Source organism: Cupriavidus cauae (genome assembly GCF_026210475.1).
Lineage (GTDB): Bacteria > Pseudomonadota > Gammaproteobacteria > Burkholderiales > Burkholderiaceae > Cupriavidus > Cupriavidus cauae.
Genome location: NZ_CP080294.1, coordinates 1,364,976 through 1,391,300, shown reverse-complemented (window position 1 = coordinate 1,391,300; position 26,325 = coordinate 1,364,976). Strand labels below are relative to the sequence as shown.

28 protein-coding genes and 1 pseudogene are annotated in these 26,325 nt (G+C 66.8%); 14 read left to right on the top strand and 15 right to left on the bottom strand.

What is annotated here, in order from left to right; translation table 11 throughout:
- Nucleotides 1–26 precede the first annotated feature (26 nt).
- Nucleotides 27–452 (top strand): organic hydroperoxide resistance protein, encoded by a 426-nt coding sequence (locus KZ686_RS21560; RefSeq protein ID WP_149316340.1) that lies wholly within the window; start codon nt 27–29, stop codon nt 450–452.
- Nucleotides 453–487: 35 nt separating this feature from the next.
- Here KZ686_RS21560 and KZ686_RS21555 read toward each other — a convergent pair whose 3' ends face one another.
- Entirely contained in the window at nt 488–751 is a 264-nt protein-coding gene (locus tag KZ686_RS21555) for a hypothetical protein (protein WP_265633618.1), read from the bottom strand.
- A 171-nt stretch (nt 752–922) separates the two neighbouring features.
- Between KZ686_RS21555 and KZ686_RS21550 the strand changes: the two genes are divergently transcribed.
- Nucleotides 923–1,681 (top strand): AraC family transcriptional regulator, encoded by a 759-nt coding sequence (locus KZ686_RS21550; RefSeq protein ID WP_265633616.1) that lies wholly within the window; start codon nt 923–925, stop codon nt 1,679–1,681.
- On the opposite strand, the gene KZ686_RS21545 is transcribed toward KZ686_RS21550, so the two are convergent.
- Together KZ686_RS21545 and KZ686_RS21540 are read right to left on the bottom strand one after the other, a co-directional pair.
- Entirely contained in the window at nt 1,664–2,626 is a 963-nt protein-coding gene (locus KZ686_RS21545; protein WP_265633615.1) for a DMT family transporter, read from the bottom strand. The two genes, KZ686_RS21550 and KZ686_RS21545, sit on opposite strands and share 18 nt — an antisense overlap.
- Before the next feature lie 103 nt (nt 2,627–2,729).
- Entirely contained in the window at nt 2,730–3,557 is an 828-nt protein-coding gene (locus tag KZ686_RS21540) for an AraC family transcriptional regulator (RefSeq protein ID WP_149316343.1), read from the bottom strand.
- A 126-nt stretch (nt 3,558–3,683) separates the two neighbouring features.
- On the opposite strand from KZ686_RS21540, the gene KZ686_RS21535 reads away from it, so the two are divergent.
- Nucleotides 3,684–4,580, top strand: a complete 897-nt coding sequence (locus KZ686_RS21535) for a LysR family transcriptional regulator (protein ID WP_265633612.1) — start codon at nt 3,684–3,686, stop codon at nt 4,578–4,580.
- A 15-nt stretch (nt 4,581–4,595) separates the two neighbouring features.
- Here KZ686_RS21535 and KZ686_RS21530 read toward each other — a convergent pair whose 3' ends face one another.
- The 3 genes from KZ686_RS21530 to KZ686_RS21520 all read right to left on the bottom strand — a co-directional run bounded on the left by KZ686_RS21530 (nt 4,596) and on the right by KZ686_RS21520 (nt 7,414).
- Nucleotides 4,596–5,330: an aldolase gene (locus KZ686_RS21530; protein WP_265633611.1), complete on the bottom strand. Its 735-nt coding sequence runs from the start codon at nt 5,328–5,330 to the stop codon at nt 4,596–4,598.
- A 46-nt stretch (nt 5,331–5,376) separates the two neighbouring features.
- The gene (locus KZ686_RS21525) at nt 5,377–6,387 is read right to left on the bottom strand and encodes a tripartite tricarboxylate transporter substrate-binding protein (RefSeq protein WP_265633610.1); all 1,011 of its coding nucleotides are present in this window, start codon (nt 6,385–6,387) and stop codon (nt 5,377–5,379) included.
- 130 nt (nt 6,388–6,517) lie between these two features.
- Entirely contained in the window at nt 6,518–7,414 is an 897-nt protein-coding gene (locus tag KZ686_RS21520; RefSeq protein ID WP_149316347.1) for a LysR family transcriptional regulator, read from the bottom strand.
- A 194-nt stretch (nt 7,415–7,608) separates the two neighbouring features.
- Between KZ686_RS21520 and KZ686_RS21515 the strand changes: the two genes are divergently transcribed.
- On the top strand, nt 7,609–8,226 hold the full coding sequence (locus tag KZ686_RS21515) for a nitroreductase family protein (RefSeq protein WP_265633609.1): 618 nt from the start codon (nt 7,609–7,611) through the stop codon (nt 8,224–8,226).
- Between the two features lie 10 nt (nt 8,227–8,236).
- Nucleotides 8,237–9,202: an EamA family transporter gene (locus tag KZ686_RS21510; RefSeq protein ID WP_265633608.1), complete on the top strand. Its 966-nt coding sequence runs from the start codon at nt 8,237–8,239 to the stop codon at nt 9,200–9,202.
- Nucleotides 9,203–9,207: 5 nt separating this feature from the next.
- On the opposite strand, the gene KZ686_RS21505 is transcribed toward KZ686_RS21510, so the two are convergent.
- Entirely contained in the window at nt 9,208–9,378 is a 171-nt protein-coding gene (locus tag KZ686_RS21505) for a hypothetical protein (protein WP_006576660.1), read from the bottom strand.
- A gap of 241 nt (nt 9,379–9,619) precedes the next feature.
- On the opposite strand from KZ686_RS21505, the gene KZ686_RS21500 reads away from it, so the two are divergent.
- Nucleotides 9,620–10,510, top strand: a complete 891-nt coding sequence (locus tag KZ686_RS21500; RefSeq protein WP_265633607.1) for a DUF72 domain-containing protein — start codon at nt 9,620–9,622, stop codon at nt 10,508–10,510.
- 32 nt (nt 10,511–10,542) lie between these two features.
- Here KZ686_RS21500 and KZ686_RS21495 read toward each other — a convergent pair whose 3' ends face one another.
- Nucleotides 10,543–12,045 carry an argininosuccinate lyase gene (locus KZ686_RS21495; RefSeq protein ID WP_265633606.1) on the bottom strand — a complete coding sequence of 501 codons (1,503 nt, stop codon included), beginning with the start codon at nt 12,043–12,045 and terminating at the stop codon, nt 10,543–10,545.
- Between the two features lie 198 nt (nt 12,046–12,243).
- Between KZ686_RS21495 and KZ686_RS21490 the strand changes: the two are divergent.
- The 4 genes and pseudogenes from KZ686_RS21490 to KZ686_RS21475 all read left to right on the top strand — a co-directional run.
- Nucleotides 12,244–12,384, top strand: a pseudogene (locus KZ686_RS21490) (AraC family ligand binding domain-containing protein); the annotation flags it as partial.
- A gap of 301 nt (nt 12,385–12,685) precedes the next feature.
- Nucleotides 12,686–13,150: an Rrf2 family transcriptional regulator gene (locus KZ686_RS21485; RefSeq protein ID WP_149316532.1), complete on the top strand. Its 465-nt coding sequence runs from the start codon at nt 12,686–12,688 to the stop codon at nt 13,148–13,150.
- Nucleotides 13,140–14,042 carry an NAD(P)/FAD-dependent oxidoreductase gene (locus KZ686_RS21480; RefSeq protein WP_265633605.1) on the top strand — a complete coding sequence of 301 codons (903 nt, stop codon included), beginning with the start codon at nt 13,140–13,142 and terminating at the stop codon, nt 14,040–14,042. Before KZ686_RS21485 ends, KZ686_RS21480 begins: the two co-directional genes overlap by 11 nt.
- Nucleotides 14,043–14,195: 153 nt before the next feature.
- Nucleotides 14,196–14,819 (top strand): hypothetical protein, encoded by a 624-nt coding sequence (locus KZ686_RS21475; protein ID WP_265633604.1) that lies wholly within the window; start codon nt 14,196–14,198, stop codon nt 14,817–14,819.
- A gap of 116 nt (nt 14,820–14,935) precedes the next feature.
- On the opposite strand, the gene KZ686_RS21470 is transcribed toward KZ686_RS21475, so the two are convergent.
- From KZ686_RS21470 to KZ686_RS21440, 7 genes are all read right to left on the bottom strand, one after another.
- Nucleotides 14,936–15,118, bottom strand: coding sequence for a hypothetical protein (locus KZ686_RS21470; RefSeq protein ID WP_265633603.1), 183 nt, complete (start codon nt 15,116–15,118; stop codon nt 14,936–14,938).
- Nucleotides 15,119–15,270: 152 nt separating this feature from the next.
- A complete protein-coding gene (locus KZ686_RS21465) occupies nt 15,271–15,789 on the bottom strand; it encodes a GNAT family N-acetyltransferase (protein ID WP_265633602.1) in 519 nt (172 codons plus the stop codon).
- Nucleotides 15,790–15,848: 59 nt separating this feature from the next.
- On the bottom strand, nt 15,849–17,678 hold the full coding sequence (locus KZ686_RS21460) for a hybrid sensor histidine kinase/response regulator (protein ID WP_150082850.1): 1,830 nt from the start codon (nt 17,676–17,678) through the stop codon (nt 15,849–15,851).
- Nucleotides 17,675–18,352 carry a LuxR C-terminal-related transcriptional regulator gene (locus KZ686_RS21455; protein WP_223819544.1) on the bottom strand — a complete coding sequence of 226 codons (678 nt, stop codon included), beginning with the start codon at nt 18,350–18,352 and terminating at the stop codon, nt 17,675–17,677. Before KZ686_RS21455 ends, KZ686_RS21460 begins: the two co-directional genes overlap by 4 nt.
- 124 nt (nt 18,353–18,476) lie before the next feature.
- Nucleotides 18,477–18,842 (bottom strand): glyoxalase superfamily protein, encoded by a 366-nt coding sequence (locus KZ686_RS21450; protein WP_149316359.1) that lies wholly within the window; start codon nt 18,840–18,842, stop codon nt 18,477–18,479.
- Nucleotides 18,843–18,968: 126 nt separating this feature from the next.
- A complete protein-coding gene (locus tag KZ686_RS21445; protein WP_265635345.1) occupies nt 18,969–19,757 on the bottom strand; it encodes an alpha/beta hydrolase in 789 nt (262 codons plus the stop codon).
- Between the two features lie 260 nt (nt 19,758–20,017).
- The gene (locus KZ686_RS21440; RefSeq protein ID WP_150082851.1) at nt 20,018–20,899 is read right to left on the bottom strand and encodes a LysR substrate-binding domain-containing protein; all 882 of its coding nucleotides are present in this window, start codon (nt 20,897–20,899) and stop codon (nt 20,018–20,020) included.
- 135 nt (nt 20,900–21,034) lie between these two features.
- Here KZ686_RS21440 and KZ686_RS21435 point away from each other — a divergent pair, with 135 nt between their 5' ends.
- From KZ686_RS21435 to KZ686_RS21420, 4 genes are all read left to right on the top strand, one after another.
- Nucleotides 21,035–21,715 carry a flavodoxin family protein gene (locus tag KZ686_RS21435; RefSeq protein ID WP_265633601.1) on the top strand — a complete coding sequence of 227 codons (681 nt, stop codon included), beginning with the start codon at nt 21,035–21,037 and terminating at the stop codon, nt 21,713–21,715.
- Between the two features lie 432 nt (nt 21,716–22,147).
- Nucleotides 22,148–22,795 (top strand): response regulator transcription factor, encoded by a 648-nt coding sequence (locus KZ686_RS21430; RefSeq protein WP_265633600.1) that lies wholly within the window; start codon nt 22,148–22,150, stop codon nt 22,793–22,795.
- Nucleotides 22,796–22,866: 71 nt separating this feature from the next.
- Complete coding sequence (locus KZ686_RS21425) at nt 22,867–24,702, top strand: ATP-binding response regulator (RefSeq protein WP_265635343.1); 1,836 nt, start codon at nt 22,867–22,869, stop codon at nt 24,700–24,702.
- A 101-nt stretch (nt 24,703–24,803) separates the two neighbouring features.
- Nucleotides 24,804–26,306 (top strand): aldehyde dehydrogenase family protein, encoded by a 1,503-nt coding sequence (locus KZ686_RS21420; RefSeq protein ID WP_265633599.1) that lies wholly within the window; start codon nt 24,804–24,806, stop codon nt 26,304–26,306.
- Nucleotides 26,307–26,325: the final 19 nt, after the last annotated feature.

Genomic DNA, 26,325 nt, shown 5'->3' with positions numbered 1-26,325 from the left:
CGGCCATCAACCCGAAGGAGCCAACCATGTCGATCGAAAAAGTCCTGTACCGTGCCCAAGCCCAAGCCACCGGTGGCCGTGACGGCCGCGCCGTCTCGTCCGATGGCGCGCTCGAGGTCAAGCTGAGCACGCCGCGCGAACTGGGCGGCGCCGGCGGTCCCGGCACCAACCCCGAGCAGCTGTTCGCCGCCGGCTACTCGGCCTGTTTCCTTGGCGCCCTGAAGTTCGTCGCCGGCCGCGAGAAAGTCGCCCTGCCCGCCGAGACCACGATCACCGGCAACGTCGGCATCGGCCAGATCCCGACGGGCTTCGGCATCGAGGTCGAGCTGCAGATCTCGATTCCGGGCGTGGCGCGCGAGACCGCGCAGGCGCTGGTCGACAAGGCCCACGTCGTCTGCCCGTATTCGAACGCGACGCGCGGCAACATCGACGTGCGCCTGACCCTGGTCTGATCCGGACCACGCCGGCACAAGGCCGCGGCGCGCGCTCAGGCGCCGCCGCGACCTTGTGCAATCAGCGCGCGCAGTTGCGGATCGCGCGGCTCGAGCACGTCGAACAGACCCAGCGCGGTCAGGGCCGGAATCAGCGCGATCAGGTCCTCTCTCGCCGCCGCCCGGCTCTCGGCGGACTGCGCGGGATCGGACAGCACGCGCCAGCTGGCGAGGAACGCGCCGACACTGCCCTTGCGTACGGTGATGCCGTCGGCCTGTACGGCATCGACATGGTCGGGGAGCATGGCTTCCGGCTTCATGCGCGGTCTCCGTGGGTCTCGGCGAACGGTCGGGATGGCGTGGCGGATGTCATCGAATGGCTCCGTGAGTGGCCGGTATCGGGCAATGCAGGCACTCTAGGGGGCGCACGCCTTGCCCGCCAACGCTAGAATGTCAACCGATAATGCAATCAGGCCAACCATTCGATCACCGTGTCGCTGAAGCACATCCGCCGGCTCTCGCACGCCGGCATCCGCGAGCGCCGTCCGCATCGTCATGACGACGGACAGCTCTTCACGATCCGGACGGGCGTGGTGGCCATCGAGGCCGACGGCGGCCGATGGGTGATGCCGACGGGCTGCATCGCGTGGATTCCGCCCGGCATCGTGCATGGCGCTAGCGTGCAGGGCGGCATGGTCGGCACCAGCCTGTATTTCGACGGTACGTGGAGCCACGCCGCGATGCCGGACACGGTCAAGGTGGCCAGGCTGTCGCCGCTGCTGGACGCGCTGCTCGGCGTGCTGACGAGCAACGAAGCGCCTACCGGCACCGCCCTCGATCACTACCTCGCCGTGTTTGCCGACGCGTTCGCGCGCGAGCCTGCGCAGACGCTGTTCCTGCCGATGCCGCGCGAGCCGCGGCTGGTGCGGATGGCGACGCGGATGCTGGCCGCGCCGGACGACAACACCGATCTCGATGGCTGGGCCGCACGCATCGGCATGAGCCGCCGCACGCTGACACGGCGCTTCCAGGCCGAGACCGGATGGACCATCGGCCAGTGGCGGCAGCAGATGCGGCTGCTTGCGGCGATGGCGCGGCTCGCCGCCGGCCACAGCGTCACGGCGATCGCGCTCGATCTGGGCTATGCCAGCGTCAGCAGCTTTATCGCGGTGTTCCGCCGCTATCTCGGCACGACGCCGCGCGCGTATCTGTCCGCGAGCGACGCCGCGCGCTCACGATCGCTCCGCTAGCCCGCATGCGTGCTTGCGGCATGCGGTGGTCTTGCGGCATGCGCCCTTGCGCGGACCGGCCGGATTACGCTTGCCGACCAGCACCAGGCTCAGCACGGCCACCACCACACAGCCGATGCCGACGAGCTGGCTCGTGCCGACCGGCTCGCCCAGCAGCAGAAAGGCCATCGCCACCGCCGATATCGGCGCCAGCGCGGTGAACAGCGATGCCTCGGTGCCGGTCGTGCGCGCGGAGCCCGTATACCACAGCACGAAGCCCGCCACGGTGGGCACCAGCGCGTAATACAGCACCGCCGCCAGCGCCCCGCTCGGCAGTCCATGCCGCCATGGCGCCTCGAACAGCGCGGGAACGATGGACGCGGCCAGGCCGATCGCCGTCATCACGGTCGACAGCGCCAGCGGCTGCAGCGGTTGGCGCAGCCGCTTGTTCAGCAGGATGAACAGGCTCTCGCAGACCACCGCGCCCATCACCAGGGCGTTGCCAAGCCACGTGCCCCGGCCGCCGTCGGCGCCCTCTCCCGGTACCGCCACGGCAAGCACGCCCGCCGTCGCCAGCCCAATGGCCAGCAGCAAGGCCACGCCCGGGCGCTCCTTCAGTACGACGATCGAGACCAGCGCCGACACCACGGGCAGCGTGCCGATGATCACGCCGGCGTCCGCGGCCGAGGTCATCCGCAGGCCGGAGATCAGCAAGGTGGTATAGCCGACGCTGCCGGCGACCGCCTGCAGTACGAGCAGCAACCCGTCGCCACGGCCGATGGCCGGCATGCGCGTGCCGGTCAGCTTCATCAGCAACAGGAAGCCGGGCAATGCGATGGCAAAGCGCAGCGCCGTCGCAGTGAACGGCGGCAGCCCCGCCGCGATGACCTTGCTGGCAATGACGGTACTGCCGACCAGGATCATGGCCAGCGCCAGATAGAAATAACCTTCGGTTTTGCCGGACATGGCCGCCTCCGCATCGTTGGATGCCTAAGGCTAGGCCGCGGCATGGCGGGCGTCTTGAACGAAATTGCAGCGGAGCGGAAACCGGTCCTTGGGACGGTACCCGTCAGCGCAGGGACCGCCCGGTGGCGACGGCGGCATAGGCGCTGGGAGACAGGCCGTATTTCTTCACGAAGATGCGCGTCATATGGCTCTGATCGGCAAAACCGCTGCCGATTGCCGCATCGGCCAGCGGCTCGCCGCGCGCGATCAGGCGACGCGCGAGGTCGATCCGCCGCTGCACCAGATAGGCATGCGGCGTCAGTCCGGTGGCCCGGGTAAAGGCGCGCAGCACCTGGAAGCGGCTCAGGCCGCTGGCATGGGCGAGCTCGTCCAGCGTCACCGGCACCGAGGGATCGTCGTCGATGCGCGCCAGCGCATGGGCAATCGCCGCCGGGGTGCCGTCGCCGTCCCGCATGCCTTGCCGGCAATCCATCGTGCGCGCGACCAGCATCAACAGCAGGCTGTCGCGACGCAAGGCCGTATCCGGGGCATTGCCCCCGGTCATCGCGTCGAACAATTGCGTGAAGACCGTGGCCGAGGCGCGATCGCTCAGCACCGGCAGCAGGAATTCCCCGAGCCGCGTGGCCCCTTCGCTCACATCGTGACAGACTGGCGCGACCACCTCGGGATCGAAATACAGGATGCGCCACGACCGCCCGGCGTCGTCGAGCGGCATGCCGTCGTGCACCTCCCCGGGATTGACCGTGATGATGTCGCCGGCGACCGCCTGCACCTCACCACGGCCGCTGGCCGAGCGCTGCGCGCCCCGCTCGACCACGCCGATGCCGAACTGTTCGTGCGTATGACGGGCGAAACGGTGCCGCGAGCTGGCCTGGACGGCGAGCACACCGGGCAACGCGCAAGGGAGGAGCTGGAACTGGCCGGCAGGCATCGGATTGGGGGGAAACGGTATTGGAACCATAGCACGGGCCCCGATGGACAGTGCCGGTTGAATCGATTCCAATGCAGACGCCACGGAGCACGTGCTTCGTCCGATACTGTCCAGCGCCCTCCCTCGATGCAAGACAAAGACCGCCTGCTTCGCACCTTTCTCGCCGTCGCGCGCGCCGGATCGCTGCGCGCCGCCTCCACTTCGCTCGGCATCACGCAGGCCGCCGTCAGCAAGCAGATCGCCGCATTGGAAACGTTCCTTGGGGCGCCACTGTTCGACCGCCACGGGCGCGGCATGCGGCCGACACCGCTGGGAGAACGGCTGGTCGGCGATATCGATCAGGGATTCGGCATGGTCGACAGCGCGCTGGACGTCGCGCGGCAGGCCTCGGCCGGCGGCCATGGGCGCGTGACGATCGCCACCGTCAATACGCTGGCGGCCTATCTGATTCCGGAGGTCGTCGCCTCGCTGCGGGCCGCGCACCCGGGCATCACGCTCGGCGTGTTCAACGCCAGCTCGCCCGATGTGGTGGAACGGGTCGAACGCGGGCTCGCCGATATCGGCCTGGTCTACGACCTCGCCGTCGATACCGACGCGGTGGCGCTGCGGCGGCTGTGCATCGAGCAGATCGCCGCCTATAGCCGCGAGCCGGGCGCGCCGACACCGGGAACGCTGAGCGTCGCCGCGCTGGCGCAGCGGCCGCTGATCGTGCCGCCGCGCCCGTACGCGCTGCGGCGCGTGATCGAACGGGAATTGCCGGCGCCGTTGTCGATCGCCGTCGAGAGCAATTCGGTCAGCATGTCGCTCGACCTGGCGATGCAGGGCGTCGGCACCACGATCCTGCCGCGCGATCTGCCCGACATCGCCATCACGGCGCGCGGGCTGCATCGCCTCGCCATCGAAGGCGCCAACCTGCATCGCCATGTGGTGCTGATCCACCGCGGCGGCACGACCCCGAGCCAGGCGGTCAGCCGGGCCATCCGCGCGATCGAGGCGGCCGCGGCTCGCATCGCGACGCGATAGCGCGCGGCCCATGTATCAACTGCGCAGCGTCGTTTTCGCCTGGCGGGCCCAGTACGCAAAGGTCGCGTTGACGATTGCCGGCTGCAGCAGGAAGTCGTGCGCCTCGCGCGCAGCCGCCGGATCGACCTGCTGCAGCGGCCCGACGGCCAGCGCGTCCAGGCACATGCGGGCATTGCGCTCGGCGAACACGTTCAGGTAGACGGCCTCCTGCAGCGTCGCACCGGTGCAGACGGCGCCATGATTGACCAGGAAGGCGGTACGCCGCCCCGCCAGCGCGCCCGAGATCAGTTCGCCTTCGTCGTCGCCGGTCGGCACGCCTGGCCAGTGGGCCAGGAAGCCGCAGTCGTCGTGGAACATCGCCGCATCCATATGCGCCACCGGCATCGGCATGCCCAGCATCGACAGCGCCGACAACGCCGGCGGATGGGTATGCACGATCGCCCTGACCTCCGGATGGTGGCGATAGATCCAGCTGTGGAAGCGCACGCCGGGATTGGCCCGGCCCTTGCCCTGCAGCGTGTTCAGTTCCGCATCGACCAGCAGCACATTGGCGGCGCTGGCCTCTTCCATGCCCGTACCGAGCGCGAGCGTAACCATGCCGCCGGAGTCGGGATCGCGCATCGTGATCTGCCCGGCCAGCCCCGCGGCATGGCCCTGGGCGGCAAGGATCAGGCAGGCATCGACGAAGGTATCGAGATCGGCGCCGGCATTGGCGCCGGGGACGGCATCGAGCAACAAGGTCTTGGTCATGGGAGCGAGCGATAAGGGTTCGGCGGTGGGCGGGTGCTGCGGCGGTTCAGTTCTCGAGCCGGATATTCCGTTCGCGGATCAGCGTGCGGCGGGCCTCCAGATCCTGCCGGATCAGTGCCGCGAACGCGGTGCTGCCGCTGGCGAAGGGCTCGAAGCCGCTGCCTCGCACGCGCGCCAGCAGGTCGCGGTCGGCCAGCACGGTCTGCAGCGCCTGCGCAATGCGCTCGGCCACCGGCGCCGGCAGCCCCGCCGGTCCCACCACCCCGACCCACGGCGCGAATTCGAAGCCCTTCAGGCCGGCCTCCTCGAAGGTCGGCACGGCCGGCAGCAAGGGGCTGCGCTGGCGCGTCGACACGGCGATCGGCTTGACGCGGCCCGTCTTCGCATACTGGCTGCCAAGATTGGTGTCGATGAAGGTCAGGTGCACATGGCCGGCCACCACATCGGCCAGGGCCGGCGCACCGCCGCGATAGGGCAGATGCGCAACGATTGCGCCCGACTGTTGCTTGTAGGCTTCGAAGGCCAGGTGCGGCGGGCTGCCGACGCCCGCCGACGCGTAGCTCAATGCCGACGGATGGGCCTTGCTGTAGCGCGCCAATTCGTCGGACGTCGCGACGTTCAGCGAGGGATGCGCCACCATCACCAGCGGGATGCGCGCAACGGTGCCGAGGTAACTGAAATCCTTGAGAACGTCGTAGGCAATCTTCTTCTGCAGCACCGGATTGACCGTCAGCGCGCCTTCGTCGAGCAGGGCCAGCGTATAGCCATCCGCAGGGGCGCGTGCCACGGCCTCCGCCGCAATCATCGCGCCGGCGCCGGGCCGGTTCTCCACCACCACCGGCTGCCGCAGCGTCGCGCCGAGGCGCTCGGCCAGCATGCGGGCGATGGTGTCCACCGCGCCGCCGGCGGCTTGCCCCAGCAGCAGGCGGATCGGGCGTTCCGGGTAGCTGGTGCCGGCGGACGATGATGACGATGCGGACTGCGCGATCGCCATTGGCGTGGCAACGGTCAGCGCCAGGCAGGCGCAAAGCCGGCGCAGGGAAGGAAGACGGATCATGGGGCGCAGCCTTTTATGGTGTGGGTCGGACAGGACGAAGCCAGTCTAGGACGGCTTGCCCGCCCCACGCGGCATGGCTGCCTTGAACGCAGGTTAAGGCTCGAAGGCGCGATGCGGCAGCCCCGAGCGTTCAGGCCAAGGTCTCGATCAGGAAATCGACGAAGGCGCGCACCTTCGAATTGAGATACCGCCGCGACGGATAGACGGCATAGACATGCGTCTCGACGGTGGACCATTCGTCCAATACGGTGACGAGCCGCCCCTGCTCGATATCGTTGCGCACATAGACCAGCGGAATCAGGCTGATGCCGAAGCCCGCCAGCAGCGCCTCGCGCACGGCAAGGCTGGAGGTGACCTTGTAGCGGCCGTCGATCGGCACGTCGACCTGGATATCGCCCTGCGCGCCATGCTTTCGAAAGCTCCATAGCCGAGCGTGGCCGGACAAGCTGAATTGCACGCATTCGTGCTGGCGCAAGGCTTCGGGTGAATCGGGCACGCCATGCCGCGAAAAATACGCCGGCGCGCCGCACAGCACGTGCGTCATCGACATCAGCTTGCGTGCGACGAGGCTGGAATCTTCGAGCTTGTCGCTGCCGCGAATCGCGACATCGAAACCCTCCTTGACGAGATCGACGCGGCGATCGTCCAGGCGCAGATCCAGCGACAGCTGCGGATAGCGGCACAGGAACTGCGGGATCGCATCGGCCAGCTGCGTCAGCGTCAGCGACATCGGCGCGCTGACGCGCAGCGTGCCGGTGGGCTCGCTCTGCATCGGGCCCAGCGCGCGATCGGCCTCGTCGAGGTCGTCGAGAATCTGCGCAATCTGCGTGTAGTACTGCTGGCCGGCCTCGGTCAGGCTGAGCCGCCGCGTGGTGCGGTTCAGCAGCCGCGTGGACAGATGCGCCTCCAGCTCGCCAATGTTCTTGCTGACCGCCGCCGGAGACAGGCAAAGCCGCCGCGCCGCCGCGGCAAAGCTGTTGCGCTCGACGACTTCTCGAAATACGCGCAGCGCCGTCAAATGGTCCACGGTTATTTCACCCGACTATTCACTACTGGTAAAGATTGTGGTGAGCATATCGCATATTTCAACGCGCGAGGATGGCGATTAATCTTTGACCGTGAATAAACGGCCGTCCCAATGGCCATTGCGCCGATCCTGACACCAGACATTCGGCGACATCCAACGACATCCAACGACACCATTTCGGAGCTGGAACGACCATGAGCCATCCCGTCATCGACGCCATCGAGCAGCGCATCTCCGCCAACTTCTTCGATGCCGCGCGTCCGCTGTCCGACGCGCAAATCGAGACGCTGACCGCGCTGGCCACTCGCGCGCCCACCGCCTACAACCTGCAGAACTGGCGCTTCATCGCGGTCCGGACCGCCGAAGCCAAGGCACGACTGCGCGCGGTCGCCTGGAACCAGCCAAAAGTCACCGATGCGGCGGTCGTCTTTATCGTCTGCGGCGTGCTGGCCGATCCGGCCACGCTGGCGCAACGGCTTCAGCCGTCCGTCGAAGCCGGATTGATGCCGGCCGGCATGGTGCAGACCTGGGTCGATGCGGCGCGCGGCCAATATCTGGAGCAGCCGCAGAGCCGGCGCGACGAAGCGATCCGCACCGCCTCGCTGGGCGCCGCCACCCTGATGCTGGCCGCGCAGGGCATGGGCCTGGCAACCGGTCCGATGACCGGCTTCGATCCGCAGGGCGTGGCACGCGAATTCGCGCTGCGGGCCGACGAGGTGCCGGCCATCCTGGTGGCGGTGGGCCATGCGGCGCCGGGCAACTGGCCGCAAAAGCCGCGCCGCCCCCTGGCCGAAGTACTCGATTTCGCCTGAGGCAAGCATCATGAACCGCGCCACCGACCTGCTGCTGACCGGCCTGGCCCCGGCGATCTGGGGCAGCACCTATGTCGTCACGACGGGCCTGCTGCCCGACGGGTATCCGCTGACGGTAGCGATGTTGCGCGCGCTGCCGGCCGGGCTGCTGCTGTTGCTGTGGGTCCGCCAGTTGCCGCAGCGCGGCTGGTGGCTGCGGGTATTCGTGCTCGGCGCGCTGAATTTCTCGGTGTTCCAGGCGATGCTGTTTGTCGCCGCCTACCGCCTGCCGGGCGGCGTCGCGGCGACGCTGGGCGCCGTGCAGCCGCTGATCGTGATCCTGTTCTCCCGGCTGCTGCTGGGCAACGCCATCCGGCCGGTGGCCGTGGTGGCCGCGATCGGCGGCATGGCGGGCGTGGCGCTGCTGGTCCTGACGCCCAAGGCGGCGCTCGATACCGCAGGCGTGGCCGCCGGCCTGCTGGGCGCCGCCTCGATGGCGCTCGGCACGGTGCTGACGCGGCGCTGGCGACCGCCGGTATCCGCGCTAACCTTCACCGCATGGCAACTGGTGGCGGGCGGCATCCTGCTGCTGCCTGTCGCGCTCTGGTACGAACCCCCGCTCGGCCCGCTGACACAGGCCAATGTGCTGGGATTCCTCTATCTGGGACTGGTCGGCACCGCGCTGACCTATGTGCTGTGGTTTCGCGGCATCGCGCGGCTTGGGCCGCCGGCGGTGGCGTCGCTGGGCTTTCTGAGCCCGGTGAGCGCAGTGCTGCTGGGATGGGGCTTGCTGGATCAGTGGCTCGGCGCGCCGCAACTGGCCGGCATGGTGCTGGTGCTGGCCAGCATGTGGTTGAGCCAACGCGGGGCGACGGTCCGGACGGGGGCGCCAGCGATGGGGCAGGCGCCCTCTTCGCCTCCTTCGGCTCCTTCGGCTGCTTCGACTCGCTCGCCCTCATCGGCCTCCAGCCCCAGCCCCGACTCGCCGCGCGCCTGATGCCGTTATGACGGGTCCTTGGTCCGCGTGCGCGACACCGCGCCCATGATGCCAAGGCCCAGCACGATCACACAGGCGATGGCGACGTAGGTCTCCGGCACGCCGGCCGTGATCAGGCCCCAGGCGATGCCGCCGACAAGGATCAGCAGTCCAATCAGGAATAGTGCAAACGACATAACCGAGCTCCTGGCAATTGCCGCGATCCGCTGCGGCTTAAGTGCAATGTAGGGGCCATGCCGCGCAGCAGGGATCGGTCGGCAACGGAGACTGGCGTAGGCCGGTTCCTACGCGCGCGGTGGATGTCGCGGCACCTGTAATTTGCCGGCGCTCGCGTATGATCGTCCATATCGATCATTCGTCGCCCAGCGAAGCCCTCGCCACCACGCAAGGCGAATGGGCGCTCGTCGGCGCAATCCGATGACTATTCGAATCGGCATCTCGGGGTGGCGCTACGAGGGCTGGCGTGGCGTCTTCTATCCGAAGGGACTGGCCCAGGCGCGCGAACTCGAATTCGCCGCGCGCGCCGTCGACACGATCGAGATCAACGGCTCGCACTATTCGCTGCAGACCATCGGCAGCTACCGCGCCTGGTACGAGGCGACGCCACCGGGCTTTGTCTTCGCCGTAAAAGGACCGCGCTATCTGACCCACATGCTGCGTTTCCGCGACGAAAAGGCGCGCCCGGCCATGGCAAATTTCTTTGCCTCGGGAGTGCTGGCGCTGCAGGAAAAGCTGGGGCCCTTCCTGTGGCAATTCCCGCCGAATTTCAGCTTCAAGCCGGACCGGCTGGAACGCTTCCTCGCGATGCTGCCGCGCACCACCGACGAAGCAAGGAAATTGGCCAGCCAGCACGATGGCCGCGTCAAGCAGCCATGGTTCGAGCCGACGCGCAAACGGCGCCTGCGCCACGCCATCGAGATCCGCCATGCCAGCTTCTGTACGCCGGAATTTCCCGCGCTGCTGCGCAAGCATCGCGTCGCGCTGGTGGTCTCCGATGCGGTTGCCGACTGGCCCTACGTCGAGGACGTGACCGCGGATTTCGTCTATCTGCGGCTGCACGGCACGGAGACCTTGTACGGCGGCGCCTATTCGGATCCCGCGCTCGATCGCTGGGCCCAGCGCTTGAGCGCATGGGGCGCCGGGGGCGAACCGGACGACGCCAAGCGGATTTCCCCGATCAAGGCACGCAAGGCGGCGCGGCGCGATGTGTACTGCTATTTCGATAACGACCAGAAGGTCAAGGCGCCATTCGATGCGCAACGGCTGATGGAACGGATCTCACCCGATCGGCATCGCGCAGAAAGCTAGCTGGCGGCCTCGTTGTTGGCCGGATTGTTTTCCTAATTTGCTGCCTTGGCCAGCTTGCTGAAATCCCGATCCAGCCGGGCCAGCGATGCATCGATCCGGCCGCGCTTTTCCTTGATCCAGGCATCCTGCTGCGCCAGCGTCTGTTTTGCCGCCTTCAGCATCCGCTCCATCTCCGCAGGCTGCGGACCACCTACGGTGGCACGATGGCGAACGATCGCCACGGGATCGAGCGTGGCGCGGAATTCCGCTTCGCTCATCGGCAATTGCGCCGGCCCCTGGCCCTTGACCGCTTCCGCATAGATGCGCTGCGCCTGCGCATACGGGAATTCGCTGGGCCGGATATTGTTGGCCTTCGCATAGTCGACGATCTCCGATGCGAAGTGATGGCCCACGCGGAATGGCAGCTTGTATTTGCGCATCAGCACATCGGCCAGTTCCTGCGAGGCAGTCCAGTCGCTGTTCAGCTCCTCCAGCGCACGCTCGGGGCTGATCACCAGCGCGTTCAGGATCTTGTCCCAGCCCTGCAGCACGCGGATTGCGCTCTGCACCATTTCGCTGTTGGGCTTGACCTCCTTGGCGTCACCCATTCCCGGCGTGATGTTGTGCGCCTGAATCACCGGCCCCATCGCCAGCGTGACCGCGGTCGAGGCGTGCCGGCGCGTCGTGTTCAGCAGGCCGGGATTGCGCTTCTGCGGCATCGCGCTGGAGACATAGGTATTGCTGCCGCCCTCCTGCAACAGCATCCACGGACGCGATTGCGCATACTGCGTCATCACGTCTTCGATGAAGTTGCCCGCATGCAGCGCAATGCTGGTGACGATGGCGCCAACCTCGACCGGCTGTTCGGTCGAGGAAATCTGCGCGGCATCGTAGGCGTTGTCGACGATCGCCGAGAAGCCCAGATAGTCGGCCATGCGCGCGCGATTCAGCGGCCAGCTGGTGCCGTTCAATACGGTCGTTCCCATCGGCGAACGATCGATGCGCGCGTAGGCCTCGCGAATCCGCTGTGCGTCGCGCTCCAGTCCCGCCGCATGGCCGAGCAGATAATGGCCCAGGCTGTTCGGCTGCGCCGCCACGCCGTTGGTGTAATTGGGCACGATGGTATTGGCGTGCTTCTCGGCCAGCGCTACCAGCGATCGGCTGGTCTTGTTCAGCTGGTCGGCCAGGCTCAGCAGATTGTCCCGCAGGATCGCGGCGCGGTAGGTCGCGTGCATGTCCTGGCTGGACCGCCCCGCATGCAGCAGGGTCACCTCGACGCCCGCGGCCTGGATCAACAGCGGCTCGAACGTGATCACCGTGGAGGGACGCTTGCCGCCCGGCCGATTGCCGTCTTCCAGCACCTTGACGATGCCCGAGGCAATGCGCGGCGCGAGCGACTTGTCCAATAGCCCTTCCTCCGTATTGATCACGGTGGTGGCCTTGTTGATTTCGCCGAGCCAATAGAACTCGTCGCGATTGACTGCGGATTGGGAAAAGGCGGGAATGGCGTGGGCGGAAATCGCCAGGGCAAGAATGCCAATTCGGGTTTTCAACACGGCTGGTTCGCTTGTCTCGTTATTCGGTCATTGTCGGGCGACGCCGGTGCAAAAAAGGCGCCACGGGATTACAGCCGATTGCGGACGCAGGCGCAAGGCTATACATTCAGCAGACAATGACAGCGTCCCTTCCCACAAGAGGGGCCCATGCCGGCCCCTGCCGGCCATGACGAACGTCGTGCCAAGAGCCCCGATTGAGTGCATCGCGCCGAACCGGCGCAGGGCATCGAGCGCATCGAGGCCTTCTTCATCGGCAACGCCTATGCAATGCACCGGCACGATACCTATGCCATCGGCCGTACGCTGGCCGGCGTGCAGTGCTTCCAGTATCGGCGCAGCGCCGTGGCAGCCGGCTTTGCGGACCAGAGCCACATGACGCGGCACTTCACCAAGGCTTACGGCATTCCGCCGGCCAGATGGCTGCGCATGGTCCAGTCGGCCAACGGCCGCTGATTCGGCTCGCACAATCGTTCAAGACGCCGCAGCCGCGTCCGCATTACGCTGCGCTCTCCCGCATTCACGGAGAGAACCCATGCAAGCCACCCAATCATCGGCCCCGGCTTCCCGCGGTCAGGGCGTCGCAATCGACCTGCTCTCCTTTATCTTGACATTCGGCGTTTCATGTAACACCATAAGTTCCATGAAACGCGATAGCAGACTGTCAGGCGTGCTCCACGTCCTGTTGCACATGGCCGAGCACGATGGCCCGGTCACTTCCGAGGTTCTCGCCAAGGCGATGGAAACCAATCCCGTGGTCATCCGCCGCGTGATGGCCGGCCTGCGCGAGCAGGGCTATGTGCGCTCGGAAAAGGGCCATGGCGGCGGCTGGACGCTCGCCTGCGACCTGTCCAGGGTCACGCTGCGCGACGTCTATACCGCGCTTGGCTGTCCCTCGCTTCTGGCGATCGGCAACCGGACCGAATCACCCGGTTGCCTGGTCGAGCAAGCCGTCAATGCCGCGCTCGACCAGGCCTTCAACGACGCGGAAGCGCTGTTGCTGGCGCGGCTGGGCGAGGTCACGCTGGCGATGCTGAGCGCCGATTTCCACAAACGGATGGTCGCCCGCGGCGGCCGCCACGATCTGGAGCACGTCCATGCGGTATGACGCCATCGTCATCGGCGGCAGTTTCGCCGGCCTGTCGGCAGCCACCTATATCGCGCGGGCAAGGCGCTCGGTCTGCATCATCGATGCGGGCGCCCCGCGCAATCGCTTTGCCACGCATTCGCACGGCTTCCTGGCCCAGGACGGCAGCAATCCCGCCGCCATGCTCGCGACCGCGCGACAGCAGGTGGCGGCGTATCCCACGACCACGTTTATCGAAGGTCGAGCCATCCGCGCGTCAGGAGAACTGGGCGCCTTCTCGGTGCGCCTCGAGAACGGCGAGGCGGTGGAAGGCGCCAGGCTGGTGCTCGCGTACGGCATCTCCGACGAACTGCCCGACCTGCCGGGACTGAAGGAGCGCTGGGGCGAGTCCGTGATTCATTGCCCGTACTGCCATGGCTTCGAATTCAGCGATCAACGCCTGGGCGTGCTAAGCATGTCGCCGATGTCGGTCCATCAGGCCATGCTGATCGCCGAATGGGGACCGACCACGCTCTATTTGAATGGGGAGCCGCTACCCGACAACGGTGTACTTTCCGAATTGAAGAAGCGTGGCGTCGCCGTCGAGCCGGCAAGGGTCAGGGCTTTGCATGGCGAAGGGGCACGGCTATCGGCCATCGAATTTGCTGACGGCGGTACCGCGCCGATCGATGCGCTGTTTGTCAGTCCGCGGAATTATCCGAACAGCGACATCGCTCGTCAGCTTGGATGCGAGATCCAGGAAACGCCTTTTGGTTCGATCATTCAGACGGATGATCTGAAGACAACGACAGTGAACGGCGTCCATGCGGCGGGCGATATCACCCGTGGAGCCCATAGCGTGACATGGGCTTGTTCCGATGGCGTGATGGCCGGGGTGGCGGTGCATCGGTCGCTGGTGTTCGGGGCCGAATGAGCGGCGTCGGATTCGCGGTGGCCGTCCGCACGGTCGGTGCGCCGACAATCCGCCACGAACGCATGCAACCCTACCAAAGCATGGCTCAACACAACTAAAGTGAGCCAGCAGGTTGCCGATATATCGATTTCCACGATATCTCCGGAGGAATCGATGTTCCGTATTGCCATACCCCTGCTCTTTGCCGCGCTGCTTGCCGGTTGCAACACTACCCTTCAGATCAAGAAGCCTGACGCCGCGACCGGCATGTACGCAACCACCACCGCACTGAAGGCCGAAGAGGTGCGCGTGGAGGAGAAGTTCGATCCGGCCTACAAGAAGATGCTTTACCTGAAGATCAACGCCGATACGCCCAACCAGCGCTTTGTCGAGTTCTTCGAATCGGCCTTCAAGGACATGCACACCTTCGACAAGGTCGTCACCAAGAGCGACCTCGAAAAGATCATCATCGAGCGGGATCTGGGCGGCAAGGTGCCGAGCGTGTCCGATCTGGTAGGTCTGAACACCCTCAGCAAGGAGATCGGGCCCTTCCTGATCGTCGAGCCAAATGCCATTTTCAAGGGCGGCTACCGCTTCGACGGCACGCTCAAAGCCATTGATGCAAGGACCGGCAAGACAGTGCTGCAGATCGAAAACTCCGCCTTCAATATGGCTGGGCTCGACGATCCGCTGTTCCACCCCATGCTGAACGGATTCATTAACTGGACGCGCAATCAGCCGGTGGCGGCCAAGACAGCTGAAACCACGCAAGGCAGCAATCCCGTGGCAACACGCTGATCATTCGCGCGCTTTGCATCCGCCATGAGCTTGCCGGCGAGGTCGCTCCCCACGTGTGCGGGTTGGGAGCGGTCCAAGCCACACGATGACGCAACGGGGCGTCGGGGCAGGGCCCCTCAGTCCTGCCCCTTCTCCGGCGGCACCGCCTTCCCCAGCAATTTGCCAAGCAGGCCAGTCTTGGCCGCTGCCGAGCCGCGGCGCTCGGTCTTCGGAGCCGGGCCGCCGCGCTTGGCGCCGGCCTGTTTCATGCTGTTGGCGATCTTCAGGCCTTTGTTCTTTTCGAGGTCGGTTTTCTTCACGGGATCATCTCGGTAGTCGAGGCCGGCATTGTACGCAGGTGAACGGACGATGTCCGAGCCGGCACCTTGGCAGGCGGCCGGTCCTCGCGATCTCGCCGCAGAGGCAGCCTCCTTTCATGTCTCGCTCGTGTCGTCGCCGGCGCGCCCACACTCTACCCCGTCACCCAGAACGCCTCGTCATACTGCACCGTCCCCGCCGGCCACTCGCCTTCGAAGCGTACCGCCTGGAAATATTCCGGCGGGACATCGGGCAATACGAGGTCCGCACGGCAAACGAAGCCGAAGCGGCTGTAATAGGCGGGCTCTCCAAGCACCACGCAGCCTCGCGCGCCGCGCCGGCGCAGCGCGTCCAGTGCTGCGTTCATCAGCAGCGTACCAGCACCTTTCGACTGCCAGGCGGGCAGTACAGCGATCGGACCAAGGCCATACCAGCCTTCGCTGCCATCGGAAATCGCGACCGGGGACACCGCCACATGACCGACGATGCGGCCGCCGAGCCGGTCGGCGTCCGTGGCCACCAGTGAAATCGACAGCTGCCCTCGCGCGCGCAATGCATTGACGATCAGCGGTTCGGTACCGCTGGCATGCGTCGCGCTGCGGAAGGCTTCGGCGACGACCGACTCGATCACCGGAATATCGGCGGGGACTTCGTCACGGATCTGGATTGGCATAGTCGGTCCTCTACAAGGAGGTGGGATGGCGATGCTGGCACCGGATCATCGCCCACGAATCACGACGCGCGGTGCAGCGTCTCTTCCGGCCGAAGCCACTGGTACAGCAATGCATGCAACTGCGCAGGCTCCACCGGCTTGCGCAGCACCACATAGCCCTCGCGTTCGGCCTGCAGCAGGGCGGGCGAATCGAATTCGCCGCTGACCATCGCGCCGCTGGCGCCGGGACAGCGCTCCAGCAGCTCCTTCAGCACCTCGAAGCCGCTCTCGCCGGATCGCAGGCGCTGGTCGCACAGGATCACCTGCGGACGCAGGCCGGCATGGAGCAGCGCGATCGCTTCCGTCGCCGAGGCCGCGCAGTGTGCATCGACATGCCATGCCTGCATCAGGCTCCCCCACGCCCTGACGACGACCGGATCGTCCTCGACGATCAGACAGCAACCGCTCAGCGGCGGCAGCGCGCTCGTCGGGCGGGCCTGGGACTCGGCCGCCATCGCGTGCACATGGGCCTGCCCGGGGTCAGCGGCCGGAAAGCGCAGCCAGAATCGCGAGCCGCGACGTTCGACGGAGTCCAGCCCGTAGGCGGCACCCATCATGGTCGCGCAGCGGGCAACCACGGCGAGACCGAGGCCATGACCCGCGCTATCGATGCGCCAGGCGTATTCGTTGCGATAGTACGGTGAATAGATCCGGCTCTTGTCCTCGTTGGCCACGCCGATGCCGGTATCCCAGACTTCCAGCAGCCAGTCCGCTTCGCGGCGCCGCGCCGACAGCAGCACGCCGCCACGCTGCGTGTACCGCAGCGCGTTGTGGACCAGGTTGACCAGCGACTGGCGCAGCAGCGAAGCATCCGCCAGCACCGCCGCGGCCTGCTTCGGCACCCGCACGCGCAGATCGAGATGGCGGCTATGCGCTTCCTCGCGGAACAGCGCGGCGACTTCCTCCATGATGGGTGCGAGCGCCACCGGTGCGCTGCGCGGCATCGCCATGCCCTGCTCGATCTTCGACAGGTCAAGCAGCGAGTTGAACATCAGATGAACGGATCGGACGCTGCGCCGCAGGTCCTCCAGCGGCGGATTCAGCGCCGGATCGCGATTGCGCTGTGCGATCGCTTCGATCAGGAACCCCATCGCATGAACGGGCTGGCGCAGGTCGTGGCTGGCGGTGGTCAGGAACAGGTTCTTGGCGCGCAGCGCATCCTCGGCCGCCTCCTTGGCGAGCCGATAGCTCTCCGCAAGCCGGATGCCGTCGTCCTCGAGCTGCACCTGCTGGCGGAAGAATTGATTGGCGATCAGCGCGTGCCGATAGATCGCCACCGCGTACAGCAGCGTCAGCGGCAGCACCACCTGCCAGTGATGGGGGAAACTCCATGGCACGTTGACCGTCACCACACCCCAGCACGCAAAGAAGAACCGCTGGAAGGCGCCCAGTATCGGCGTCTGGTGCGTGGCATTGGCCGCAAGAATGGCGGCCAGGCTGATATGCAGCAGCAGCGCGAAGTCGAACGTAACCTGGCCCGCGGTCAAGACCGTCGCCATCGACAGGCACAGGCCGTGGACCAGCGCGATGCGCCGAACCACCGGCAGCCAGCGCTCGGCCATCGCCGCGTCGTCGGACTGCGCGCGCTCGCGCCGATAGTGGCGGCGCTCCAGCTGCATCCAGCCGGCGGCGAGGCAGTAGGCGAGCGTCCACACCAGCAGCGAACGGGCATCCCTGCCCGTGACATGAAGCCAGACGACGAACGGCAGGCCGACGAAGGGAATCGCGTTGACGCTGAAGACGAGGCGCTCGAACGTCATGTCGACCAGGCGCGCGCGGGCACGCGGGCTGACGCTCGATTCGGCGGCGGCGGCACGCAGGCCCAGCCGTTGCGAGATCGACCCGCTCACGGTTCGAGCCGGCGTCCGTGCAGCAGCGTGATGGCCTCGACGCGATTGCTGACGCCCAGCTTGCCGAGAATGGCCGTCACGTGTTCCTTGGTGGTCTGCTCGGAAATCGCCAGTTCCTTGGCAATCTGCTTGTTGGGCAGGCCGCGCAGCATCAATGCAAGCACCTGACCCTGCCGATCGGTCAGGCCGAGATCGCGCGGGCTCAGCGGCAGCTCGCGGCGCAGGGCCGGTGTCAGTTCCGCCGCGGGCACGGCCGGGAACCAGGTGCCGCCCTGGCGCAGCGTGGCCACCGCCTGGGCGAACGTCTCCGGCGGCTCGCTCTTGCGCAGAAAGCCGTGCGCGCCCGCCTCCATGGCCTTGATCTGTACGCGCGCGTCTTCATCGCCGCTCATCACGAGCAGGCGGCACGATGGCAGCTTTGCCGCAGCCTCGCGCAGCAGCGCCAGGGCGGTGCCGCCGGGCAGCCAGAAATCGACCACCAGCAGGCTGGGAGGACCGTCGCTATCGATCCGTTGAAAGCACTCCTGCGCATTCGCGGCATAGTGCGCCACCGCGTAGTCGCAATGCGTTGTCAGATATCCCGCAATACCGCGCGCCACCAGCGGATGGTCGTCGACGACGATGGCATACGACTGGCGCGCCGGGGCCATGCCCGACGCAATTCGACTCTTCACCAAGCTTTGGCTCCTGACCCCTGCCGAAATAAAGCTTATTTTTTGCGCCAGTGTAATTGATTTCGCACAACGGAATTCGCGTGGCGCCGCGTTACCCCTACTACGGTAGGTGTTCGAAATATAATTAATCGTCAATGAGCTGACAGAAACGCAGGGAATTACCGAACGGGTCGGCCACCTGCATTTCCTTGCCCCAGTCCATCGTTTCGACGCCGGGGCGCGCATATCGGTACGGCTTCGCCGCCAATTCCCGATGCAGCGCTTCGATGTCATCGACCCGCAGGAATATTGCCGTTCCGGGCGTGCCATCGCCGTGATGCTCGCTCAGATGCAGCAGCAATTCCGAACGCGATATCTGCATGTACAGCGGCAGGCTTTCCTCGAAGCGATGCTCCCAGTCGACGGAAAATCCAAGGAAATCGAGATAGAACTCCCTGGCCTTGTCCACCGAGAAGATACGCAGAATTGGAATGGCGGGAGAGAGCTTCATCGGATTGGTTCATTCAATGCAATGACACAAGGATAACCAATGCGCGTCCAAATCCGTAAGTTCCAACATTAATGCAATTACCCTCGGACCGCTGGTGAATCGCTGGCGAATCGCTGGTAAACCGGCTCACGGAGCGGCGGCGTTGGGCCCTGATTCGAGCAGGAAGGCGAGCGCCTGCCCCCACCACTGTGCATCGACGCGGTCGAACCAGTCGTTGTGGTCGGCACCCGGCACCACGCGCAATTGCCGCCGCATGCCGAGCGCGTCGTGCAGTGCGCGGCCGAAGCGTGCCGGCACGATGCGATCGCGTTCGGCCACCACTACCAATACCGGGCGATCGAATGCGACCAGATTTGCGACGCTGTCATAGCGGTCGCGCAACAGCCAGGAGGTCGGCAGCCATGCGTAGTGATGGGCGGCGATATGGGCCAGCCGATCCCACGGGGTGATCAGCATCAGGCCGGCGATCCGGTCGCGTTGCCGCGCGGCGGCTGCGGCCACCACGCCGGCGCCGAGCGATTCGCCGATCAGCAGCAGCGGCGCGCCGAAGCGCGCATGGGCCAGTTCGATGGTGCGCTGCGCATCGGCGACGAAGCTGGCCTCGCCTACCTCGCCATCGCGCGGCCCATAGCCCGGATATTCGGCCAGGATGACCCGCACGCCGTGCTGCACCAGCGCGTTCGCATAGACCTTGCGGTGGCCGGCATGGCCGGCGTTGCCATGGAACACGATCGCGGTGGCACGCGCCGGCCCGCTGGGCTCGGCGAGCAGGCCCATGAAGTCGTCTTCACCGGGCCAGGGGCGCAATTCGTCGGAAATCAGCGCGGCCAGCGGTGCCTTGCTCGGGAAGTACAGGAAGTGGTCCTGCAATGCCGCCAACGTTGCCGTCGGCGCCATGCCGGCGAGGCAAACCATGCCGAGCGCGATGCTGGCGATGCGGGCAGCAAGGGGAAAACGGTGTCGGACTGCGGTCGGCATGCTTTACTCCCGATGGCCGCTGGCGGAACCGCCACGATCTGAATATTAGGCAACGCGAATTGCCGGGCGGCAGCAGGAATCGCCATGTTGCGTCGCGCCATGGGGGAGACCATGCGCGGGCCGCGGCAACGGGTGCCCTACACGGTGTAACACGTCATTGATGTGGCATTGAGGCGCATGGGCGAAAGGCCGCGCCTTCAGGCCCATTCCCGCGCCAGCCAGGCCAGAAACGCCCGCACCGGCGGATGCCGCTCGCGCCCCGGCACGCACAGCGCGGTATAGGCGGCGCCGGCTACCGTGATATCGGGCCGATACGGCAGCAGCAGCCCATTGCGCACGCTGTCGGACACCATGATGGAGCTGGCGAGCACCAGCCCCTGTCCCGCGACGGCGGCCTGCAGCGCATAGCTCTCCTCGTCGTAGGCGCGCATCGTGGCGCCTTCCTGCAGCCAACGCACGCCGGCCGCATCGCACCACGCCTGCCAGCCATCGTCGTACAGCGTCGAATCGGTCCATCGCACCGTGATCAGTTCGGGCGTCTCCTGGCCGGCAGTTGCGATCCGCGCCGGCGATCCGTAAACGCCGAACGTTTCGCCGAGGCGGCATGCGTTCAGCAGCGAGGGCCAGGCGCTGGTGCCATAGCGGATCGCCACATCGATGCGCGCGTCCTGGTGCAGGTCGACCGGCGCACCATCGCTGTCGATCCGCACGTGCACATCGGGATGCGCCTGATAGAAGCGCCCCAGCCGCGGCACCAGCCACAGCGCGGCGAACGACATGGTGGTGGTCACCGTCAGCGACCCCGCCGCCGGCTGCGGAAGCAGCTCGTCGATGGCTTGGGCCACATCGAGCAGCGCGCCATGCATCCGATGGAACAGCCGCTCGCCTTCGACCGTCAGCGCCACGCCGCGCGGCAGGCGCGTGAACAGTGCCACGCCAAGGCAGGACTCGAGCCCGCGCACCTGATGCGAGACGGCGGCCGGCGTCACCGACAGCTCGGCCGCCGCGGCCTTGAAGCTCAGATGCCGCGCGGCAGATTCAAAGACGCGCAGGGCGGCGATCGGCAAGGAAGCGAACATGCATTGCGCTCCAAAAAAATGCGCAGGAAACCCAGAGATGAACCGAATTTGTCCGACGCAAGAATTGCTCGTTTGTCGCGCCGCAGTCGCCATCCTACAGTCGCCGTGTCCCTACCACGCAATGCAAGGAACATGATGACGGATACGACTTTCTCCCAAACCCTTCCTTCCGGGCCGGTATTGATCCTGGTGGGCAGCCCTCGGCGCGACGGCAATTCGGCGGCGATGGCGCACGCGGTGCAGCGCGGCGTCGAGCGAGCGGGCCACCCGGTCAAATTGCGCTTTCTCGACGACCATATCGGCGGGCTGCTGCGCGACTGCCGCCAATGCCGGCGCGCCGACGGCAGCTGCGGCATCGACGACGGCTATCGCGACCTATTGCTGCAGGACTTTCTGCCCGCGGCCGGCGTGGTGTTCTGCTCGCCGATCTATTGGTATGGCCTGTCGGCGCAGACCAAGGCCTTCTTCGACCGGATGTTCTGCTATTACGCCGCCTCGCATCCGGATTCGGCCACCGTGGTGCCGAAGCTGGCCCGCAAGCGCCTCGGCCTGGTACTGGCGTCCGAGGAAAGCTATGCCGGCGCGGCGCTCGGCATCGTTCATCAATTGCAGGAGTATGCCCGCTATACCGATTCGCAATTGGCAGGCGTGGTGCGGGGTACCGGCAATCGCCGCGGCGAGGTGGTACGCGATCCGACCGATGCGATCGCGCAGGCCGAGCGACTCGGCGCCGAGCTGTTCGTGCGGTCCTACAGCGACTATCGTTTCGATACGCCGCGCGATACGCGGGTCTGGCCGCTGGATCGGGCGGCATGATGGCCGCGGGAATCGCACCAACATCGCACCAACATCGCACCGACATCGCACCGACACCGAAGGACATGGCGAGGCATGGCCGGCGCAATCGCGATCGTGAATGCATGCGCTGCATGGCGGCCATGTCGCCGAGCAGCGATCGGGCAAAAAAATACCCGCAGCCGGGAGGTGCGGGTACTTCAAAGTGGTATGAGCGAGTCGCGGTTCCGCTCAGGACGCATCCTCGCATCACGCGCCAGCCACGCCAATAATCCATCCGGACTAGGCAACCCCGGATCGGCAGGCATGGACAAGCAGTCGGGAATCGATTCCAATCCACCACTGGCAAGGGCCGCCGGCCGCCATCCGCGCGCCTTCACCCTGCCATGCGATCCCCCAACCGCAAGGTTCTAGCGGCCCGCCACGCCGATGACCGGCCCCTTATCGACCGCCATGCCCGATGCCCGCCTGCTGCTGATCGACGACCATACGCTGTTCCGCACCGGCCTGCGGCTGCTGCTGGCCGACAGCGCCAGCGTGTCCGCGATCGTCGAGGCCGGCACGGTGATGGAGGCGGTGCAGGACCATGCCGGAGCCGCGGTCGATATCATCCTGCTCGATATCCAGTTGCCGGGCCTGAACGGCATCGAGGGCGTGCGCGTGCTGCGCCGGCATTTTCCCGCGGCGCGCATCCTGATCGTCTCGGGTACCTCGGGCCCGGACGCGATTCCCCCCGACGTGCGGAAGGACGTGGCCGGCTTCCTGCCCAAATCGGCGGACGCCACGCGCATCGAGAAGGCGATCGCGCGCTGCCTGCAGGGCGGCACCTACTTCTGCCATGCGGATGACGCCATCGCGCCGGACCCGTCCGCCACGGATGCGGCCCGCTACCGTCCCAGCCAGCTGACACCGCGCCAGCTCGAGGTGCTGAGCCAACTGGCGCTGGGCCGTTCCAACAAGATCATCGCGCACCATCTCGGCCTGTCGGAGAACACGGTGCGGGTGCATGTCGCCGCCATCCTCGATCACCTTGGCGTGGTCAGCCGCGTCGAGGCCATCATCGAGGCGCAGCGGCGTGGCCTGATCCAGGCCGCGCGGTGAAGCGCGCCAGCGGCCGCTGGCGGCTGCCCTTGCTGCCGCGCTTCGACGAGGGACGGCTGCTGGCCGCCCAGATGGATCTGCTGGACCAGAGCTTCAGCGTCGCGATGATCGGCTGCGCGCTGGCATCTTGGTTCCTGACGGCCGGGCTGGTGCTGTCCGGCGATCGCCCGCTGGCGTTGCCGTGGGCCATCGCGATGACGCTGGCCTGCGCCTACGGCCTGGTCGGCCGGCAGCGGATGCCGGAACGCACCACCGAGGCCGCAGCGCCTTGCTACGCGCGCTGGATGACGATGCTGCTGACCTGCATCGGCTCGCTGTGGGGAGTGATCGCGCTGCTCTATCTCGATGTCCGCGAGCCGCCGATCGTCATTTCGGTGCTGTCGCTGATCGCGGGCATGAGCGCCGCGGCGCTGGCCGTGTTCTCGGCCTGCCTGCCGGTCGCCGTCGGCTTTTTCGTGCCGGCGATCCTGCCGGTATGGATCAGCTTCCTGGCCACCGGCGACCCCGACTATCTGCCGATGTTCCTGGCGACGCCGCTCTATCTGATCGTGCTGATCGTGTTCGCGCGCAACTACGCCCGCGTGGCGCGGCATTCAATCGCGCTGCGCTTCGAGAATATCGAACTGATCGGGCAGCTGCGCGAGCAGACGGCGCGCGCGGAGTCCGCCCAGCGCGCGGCCGAGCAGGCGAGCCGCGCGAAATCGGTGTTCCTGGCATCGGCCAGCCACGACCTGCGCCAGCCGCTGCATGCGCTCGGCCTGTTTCTGGTCTCGCTGAGCCGCACCTCGCTGGACGACAAGCAGCGCCAGCTGCTGACGCATATCGAGGCGGCCTCGGACGCCGCGCGGGAAATGCTGAACACCTTGCTGGACTTCTCCAAGCTCGAAGCCGGCGTGGTGCAGGCACGGCCGATGGCGTTTCGCCTGCAGCCGCTGCTCTACCGGCTCGAGAACGAGTTCGCGCCGCTGGCGGAAGCACGCGGGCTGGTCTACCGGACGCGCGAGACGACCTGCGCGGTGTTCGCCGATCCGTCGCTGGTCGAGCTGGTGCTGCGCAATCTGATCGCCAATGCAATCCGCTATACCGAGCGCGGCGGCGTGCTGGTGGGCTGCCGCCGGCGCGGCGAACATGCGGTGCTCGAGGTATGGGACACGGGGATCGGCATCCCGGCGTCGCAGCACGCGGCGATCTTCCAGGAGTTCCATCAGCTCGGCAATCCCGAGCGCGATCAGCGCAAGGGCCTGGGACTCGGGTTGTCGATCGCCAGCGGCCTCGCGCGCACGATGTCCACCGATGTCACGCTCGCCTCGACGCCGCAGCGCGGCTCGGTATTTCGCATGGCGCTGCCCTGGGTCTGGCTGCCGCCGGCCGGCATGGAGACGCTGGTACATCGGCTGCCGAGCGATGCGCCGATGCAGCTGGAACCGCTGCCGGGCGTGCGGGCGCTGGTCATCGACGACGATCCGCATATCCGGCTGGCGATGACCGAGCTGCTGTCGGGCTGGCAATGCGATTGCCGGGCGGCGGAGTCCGAGCGCGACGCGCTGGCCTGCCTGCCGGCGTTCCGGCCCAATCTGATCGTGGCGGATTATCGGCTGCGCGGAAACCGGGACGGCCTGCAGGCGATGGCGGCGCTGCGCAAGCAACTGGGAGAGGCGGTACCGGCGATCGTCATCACCGGCGATACCGCGGCGGACCGGCTGCGCAGCGTGCATGCGAGCGGCACCGTGCTGCTGCACAAGCCCGTGGTCGCCGCGGAACTGCATGCGGCGATCGTGGGGCTGGTCCCGCCGCTCGCGGCCCAAGCACGCACGGTGCGCCCCGGCGAGGGAACGGACGGACCTGACGAACCGGGCGAGACCGAGCAGCCGGATCGACCCGGTAAACCGGACGCGTCGGCACCATAACTTTTTCGGATAAATCAATCCGATCTATTAATTGGACTTTGGTCCGCGGCTTGCCAACACTGAATCGACACTGCACCGGGTCGATCCCGTGAGGAGCCATCATGCCGTCGCCTTTGCCGCCAACCAGTTCGCTGCCCTCGCCGAATTCGCCGATCTGGCCCAATTCGTCCTCGCTGCCGCGGCATGACCTGCTGATCGGCGCCGAGCGTGTCGCGCCGATCTCGGGCGCCTATTCGACCGATATCAACCCCGCCACCGAGGGACCGATCGCGCTGGTCGCGCGGGGCGGCGCGGCCGAGGTGGACCTCGCGGTGCAGACCGCGCGCCGCGCGCTGAAGGGCTGGAGCCGCATGCGCGCCGCGGAACGCGGCCGCATCCTGCACCGCTTCGCCGACCTGCTCGAGGCCCATCGGGACGAGCTGATCGCGCTGGAGAGCCTCGACGCCGGCAAGCCGCTGGCCGCGGTACGCCGGCAGGACCTGCCGGCGGTGATCGACACCGTGCGCTACTACGCGGGCTGGGCCGACAAGATCCACGGCGACGTGATACCGGCCCGCCCCGACGCGCTGACCTATACCGTGCGCGAGCCGGTCGGCGTGGTGGCCGCGATCGTGCCGTGGAATTTCCCGCTGATGATCGGCATGTGGAAGATCGCGCCGGCGCTGGCATGCGGCTGCACCGTGATCGTCAAACCCGCGGAAATCACGCCGCTGTCGGCGCTGCGCGTCGGCGAACTCGCGCTCGAAGCGGGCCTGCCGCCGGGGGTGCTCAATATCGTCACCGGCAAGGGCAGCGTGGTCGGCGATGCGCTGGTCGGCCATCCCGGCGTCGACAAGGTGACCTTCACCGGCTCGCCGGGCGTGGGCCGCGGCATCATGCAGGGCGCGGCGGGCAACTTCAAGCGCGTCACGCTCGAGCTCGGCGGCAAATCGGCCAACCTGATCTTTGCGGACGCGGATCTCGACGCGGCGGTGCGGGCCGCGGCATCGGGCATCTTCTTCAATGCCGGCCAGGTCTGCTCCGCGGGATCGCGCATCCTCGCGCAACGCGCCATCTACGACGAGGTGGTCGAGCGGCTCGCGGCACGGGCCAACGCGATCCGCGTCGGCAACCCGGCGTTGCCCGAGACGACGATGGGGCCGCTGGTGTCCAACGCGCAGATGAAGACGGTGCTGGACTATATCGAGATCGGCAAGCAGGAAGGGGCATCAGTGGTGGCCGGCGGCATGCGGGTTGGCGAGCGCGGCTACTTCGTTGCACCCACGGTATTCGCCAACGTCGCGCACGCGATGCGCATCTCGCAGGAGGAGATCTTCGGCCCGGTGGCCGCAGTGATTCCCTTCGACGACGAGGCCGATGCGATCCGCATCGCCAACGGCACCGCGTTCGGCCTGGCGGCCGGGGTCTGGAGCGCGGACATCGGGCGCGTGCATCGCGTCGCCGGCGAATTGAAGGCGGGCACGGTATGGATCAATACCTACGGCTATACCGATGTCCGGCTGCCCTGGGGCGGTGCCGGCGATTCGGGGCTGGGCCGCGAACATGGCGACGCGGCGCTGCAGAACTTCACCGAACCGAAGACGGTGTGGCTGTCGCTGCGATAGCCGATCGCCGAATCCGGTC

Bases quoted from the DNA above. Each gene is read 5' to 3' on its own strand.
- KZ686_RS21560 (WP_149316340.1), top strand. From the start codon at position 27: ATGTCGATCGAAAAAGTCCTGTACCGTGCCCAAGCCCAAGCCACCGGT.
- KZ686_RS21555 (WP_265633618.1), bottom strand. From the start codon at position 751: ATGAAGCCGGAAGCCATGCTCCCCGACCATGTCGATGCCGTACAGGCC.
- KZ686_RS21545 (WP_265633615.1), bottom strand. From the start codon at position 2,626: ATGTCCGGCAAAACCGAAGGTTATTTCTATCTGGCGCTGGCCATGATC.
- KZ686_RS21540 (WP_149316343.1), bottom strand. From the start codon at position 3,557: ATGCCTGCCGGCCAGTTCCAGCTCCTCCCTTGCGCGTTGCCCGGTGTG.
- KZ686_RS21535 (WP_265633612.1), top strand. From the start codon at position 3,684: ATGCAAGACAAAGACCGCCTGCTTCGCACCTTTCTCGCCGTCGCGCGC.
- KZ686_RS21530 (WP_265633611.1), bottom strand. From the start codon at position 5,330: ATGACCAAGACCTTGTTGCTCGATGCCGTCCCCGGCGCCAATGCCGGC.
- KZ686_RS21525 (WP_265633610.1), bottom strand. From the start codon at position 6,387: ATGATCCGTCTTCCTTCCCTGCGCCGGCTTTGCGCCTGCCTGGCGCTG.
- KZ686_RS21515 (WP_265633609.1), top strand. From the start codon at position 7,609: ATGAGCCATCCCGTCATCGACGCCATCGAGCAGCGCATCTCCGCCAAC.
- KZ686_RS21510 (WP_265633608.1), top strand. From the start codon at position 8,237: ATGAACCGCGCCACCGACCTGCTGCTGACCGGCCTGGCCCCGGCGATC.
- KZ686_RS21505 (WP_006576660.1), bottom strand. From the start codon at position 9,378: ATGTCGTTTGCACTATTCCTGATTGGACTGCTGATCCTTGTCGGCGGC.
- KZ686_RS21500 (WP_265633607.1), top strand. From the start codon at position 9,620: ATGACTATTCGAATCGGCATCTCGGGGTGGCGCTACGAGGGCTGGCGT.
- KZ686_RS21485 (WP_149316532.1), top strand. From the start codon at position 12,686: ATGAAACGCGATAGCAGACTGTCAGGCGTGCTCCACGTCCTGTTGCAC.
- KZ686_RS21480 (WP_265633605.1), top strand. From the start codon at position 13,140: ATGCGGTATGACGCCATCGTCATCGGCGGCAGTTTCGCCGGCCTGTCG.
- KZ686_RS21475 (WP_265633604.1), top strand. From the start codon at position 14,196: ATGTTCCGTATTGCCATACCCCTGCTCTTTGCCGCGCTGCTTGCCGGT.
- KZ686_RS21465 (WP_265633602.1), bottom strand. From the start codon at position 15,789: ATGCCAATCCAGATCCGTGACGAAGTCCCCGCCGATATTCCGGTGATC.
- KZ686_RS21450 (WP_149316359.1), bottom strand. From the start codon at position 18,842: ATGAAGCTCTCTCCCGCCATTCCAATTCTGCGTATCTTCTCGGTGGAC.
- KZ686_RS21445 (WP_265635345.1), bottom strand. From the start codon at position 19,757: ATGGTTTGCCTCGCCGGCATGGCGCCGACGGCAACGTTGGCGGCATTG.
- KZ686_RS21440 (WP_150082851.1), bottom strand. From the start codon at position 20,899: ATGTTCGCTTCCTTGCCGATCGCCGCCCTGCGCGTCTTTGAATCTGCC.
- KZ686_RS21435 (WP_265633601.1), top strand. From the start codon at position 21,035: ATGACGGATACGACTTTCTCCCAAACCCTTCCTTCCGGGCCGGTATTG.
- KZ686_RS21430 (WP_265633600.1), top strand. From the start codon at position 22,148: ATGCCCGATGCCCGCCTGCTGCTGATCGACGACCATACGCTGTTCCGC.
- KZ686_RS21425 (WP_265635343.1), top strand. From the start codon at position 22,867: ATGGATCTGCTGGACCAGAGCTTCAGCGTCGCGATGATCGGCTGCGCG.
- KZ686_RS21420 (WP_265633599.1), top strand. From the start codon at position 24,804: ATGCCGTCGCCTTTGCCGCCAACCAGTTCGCTGCCCTCGCCGAATTCG.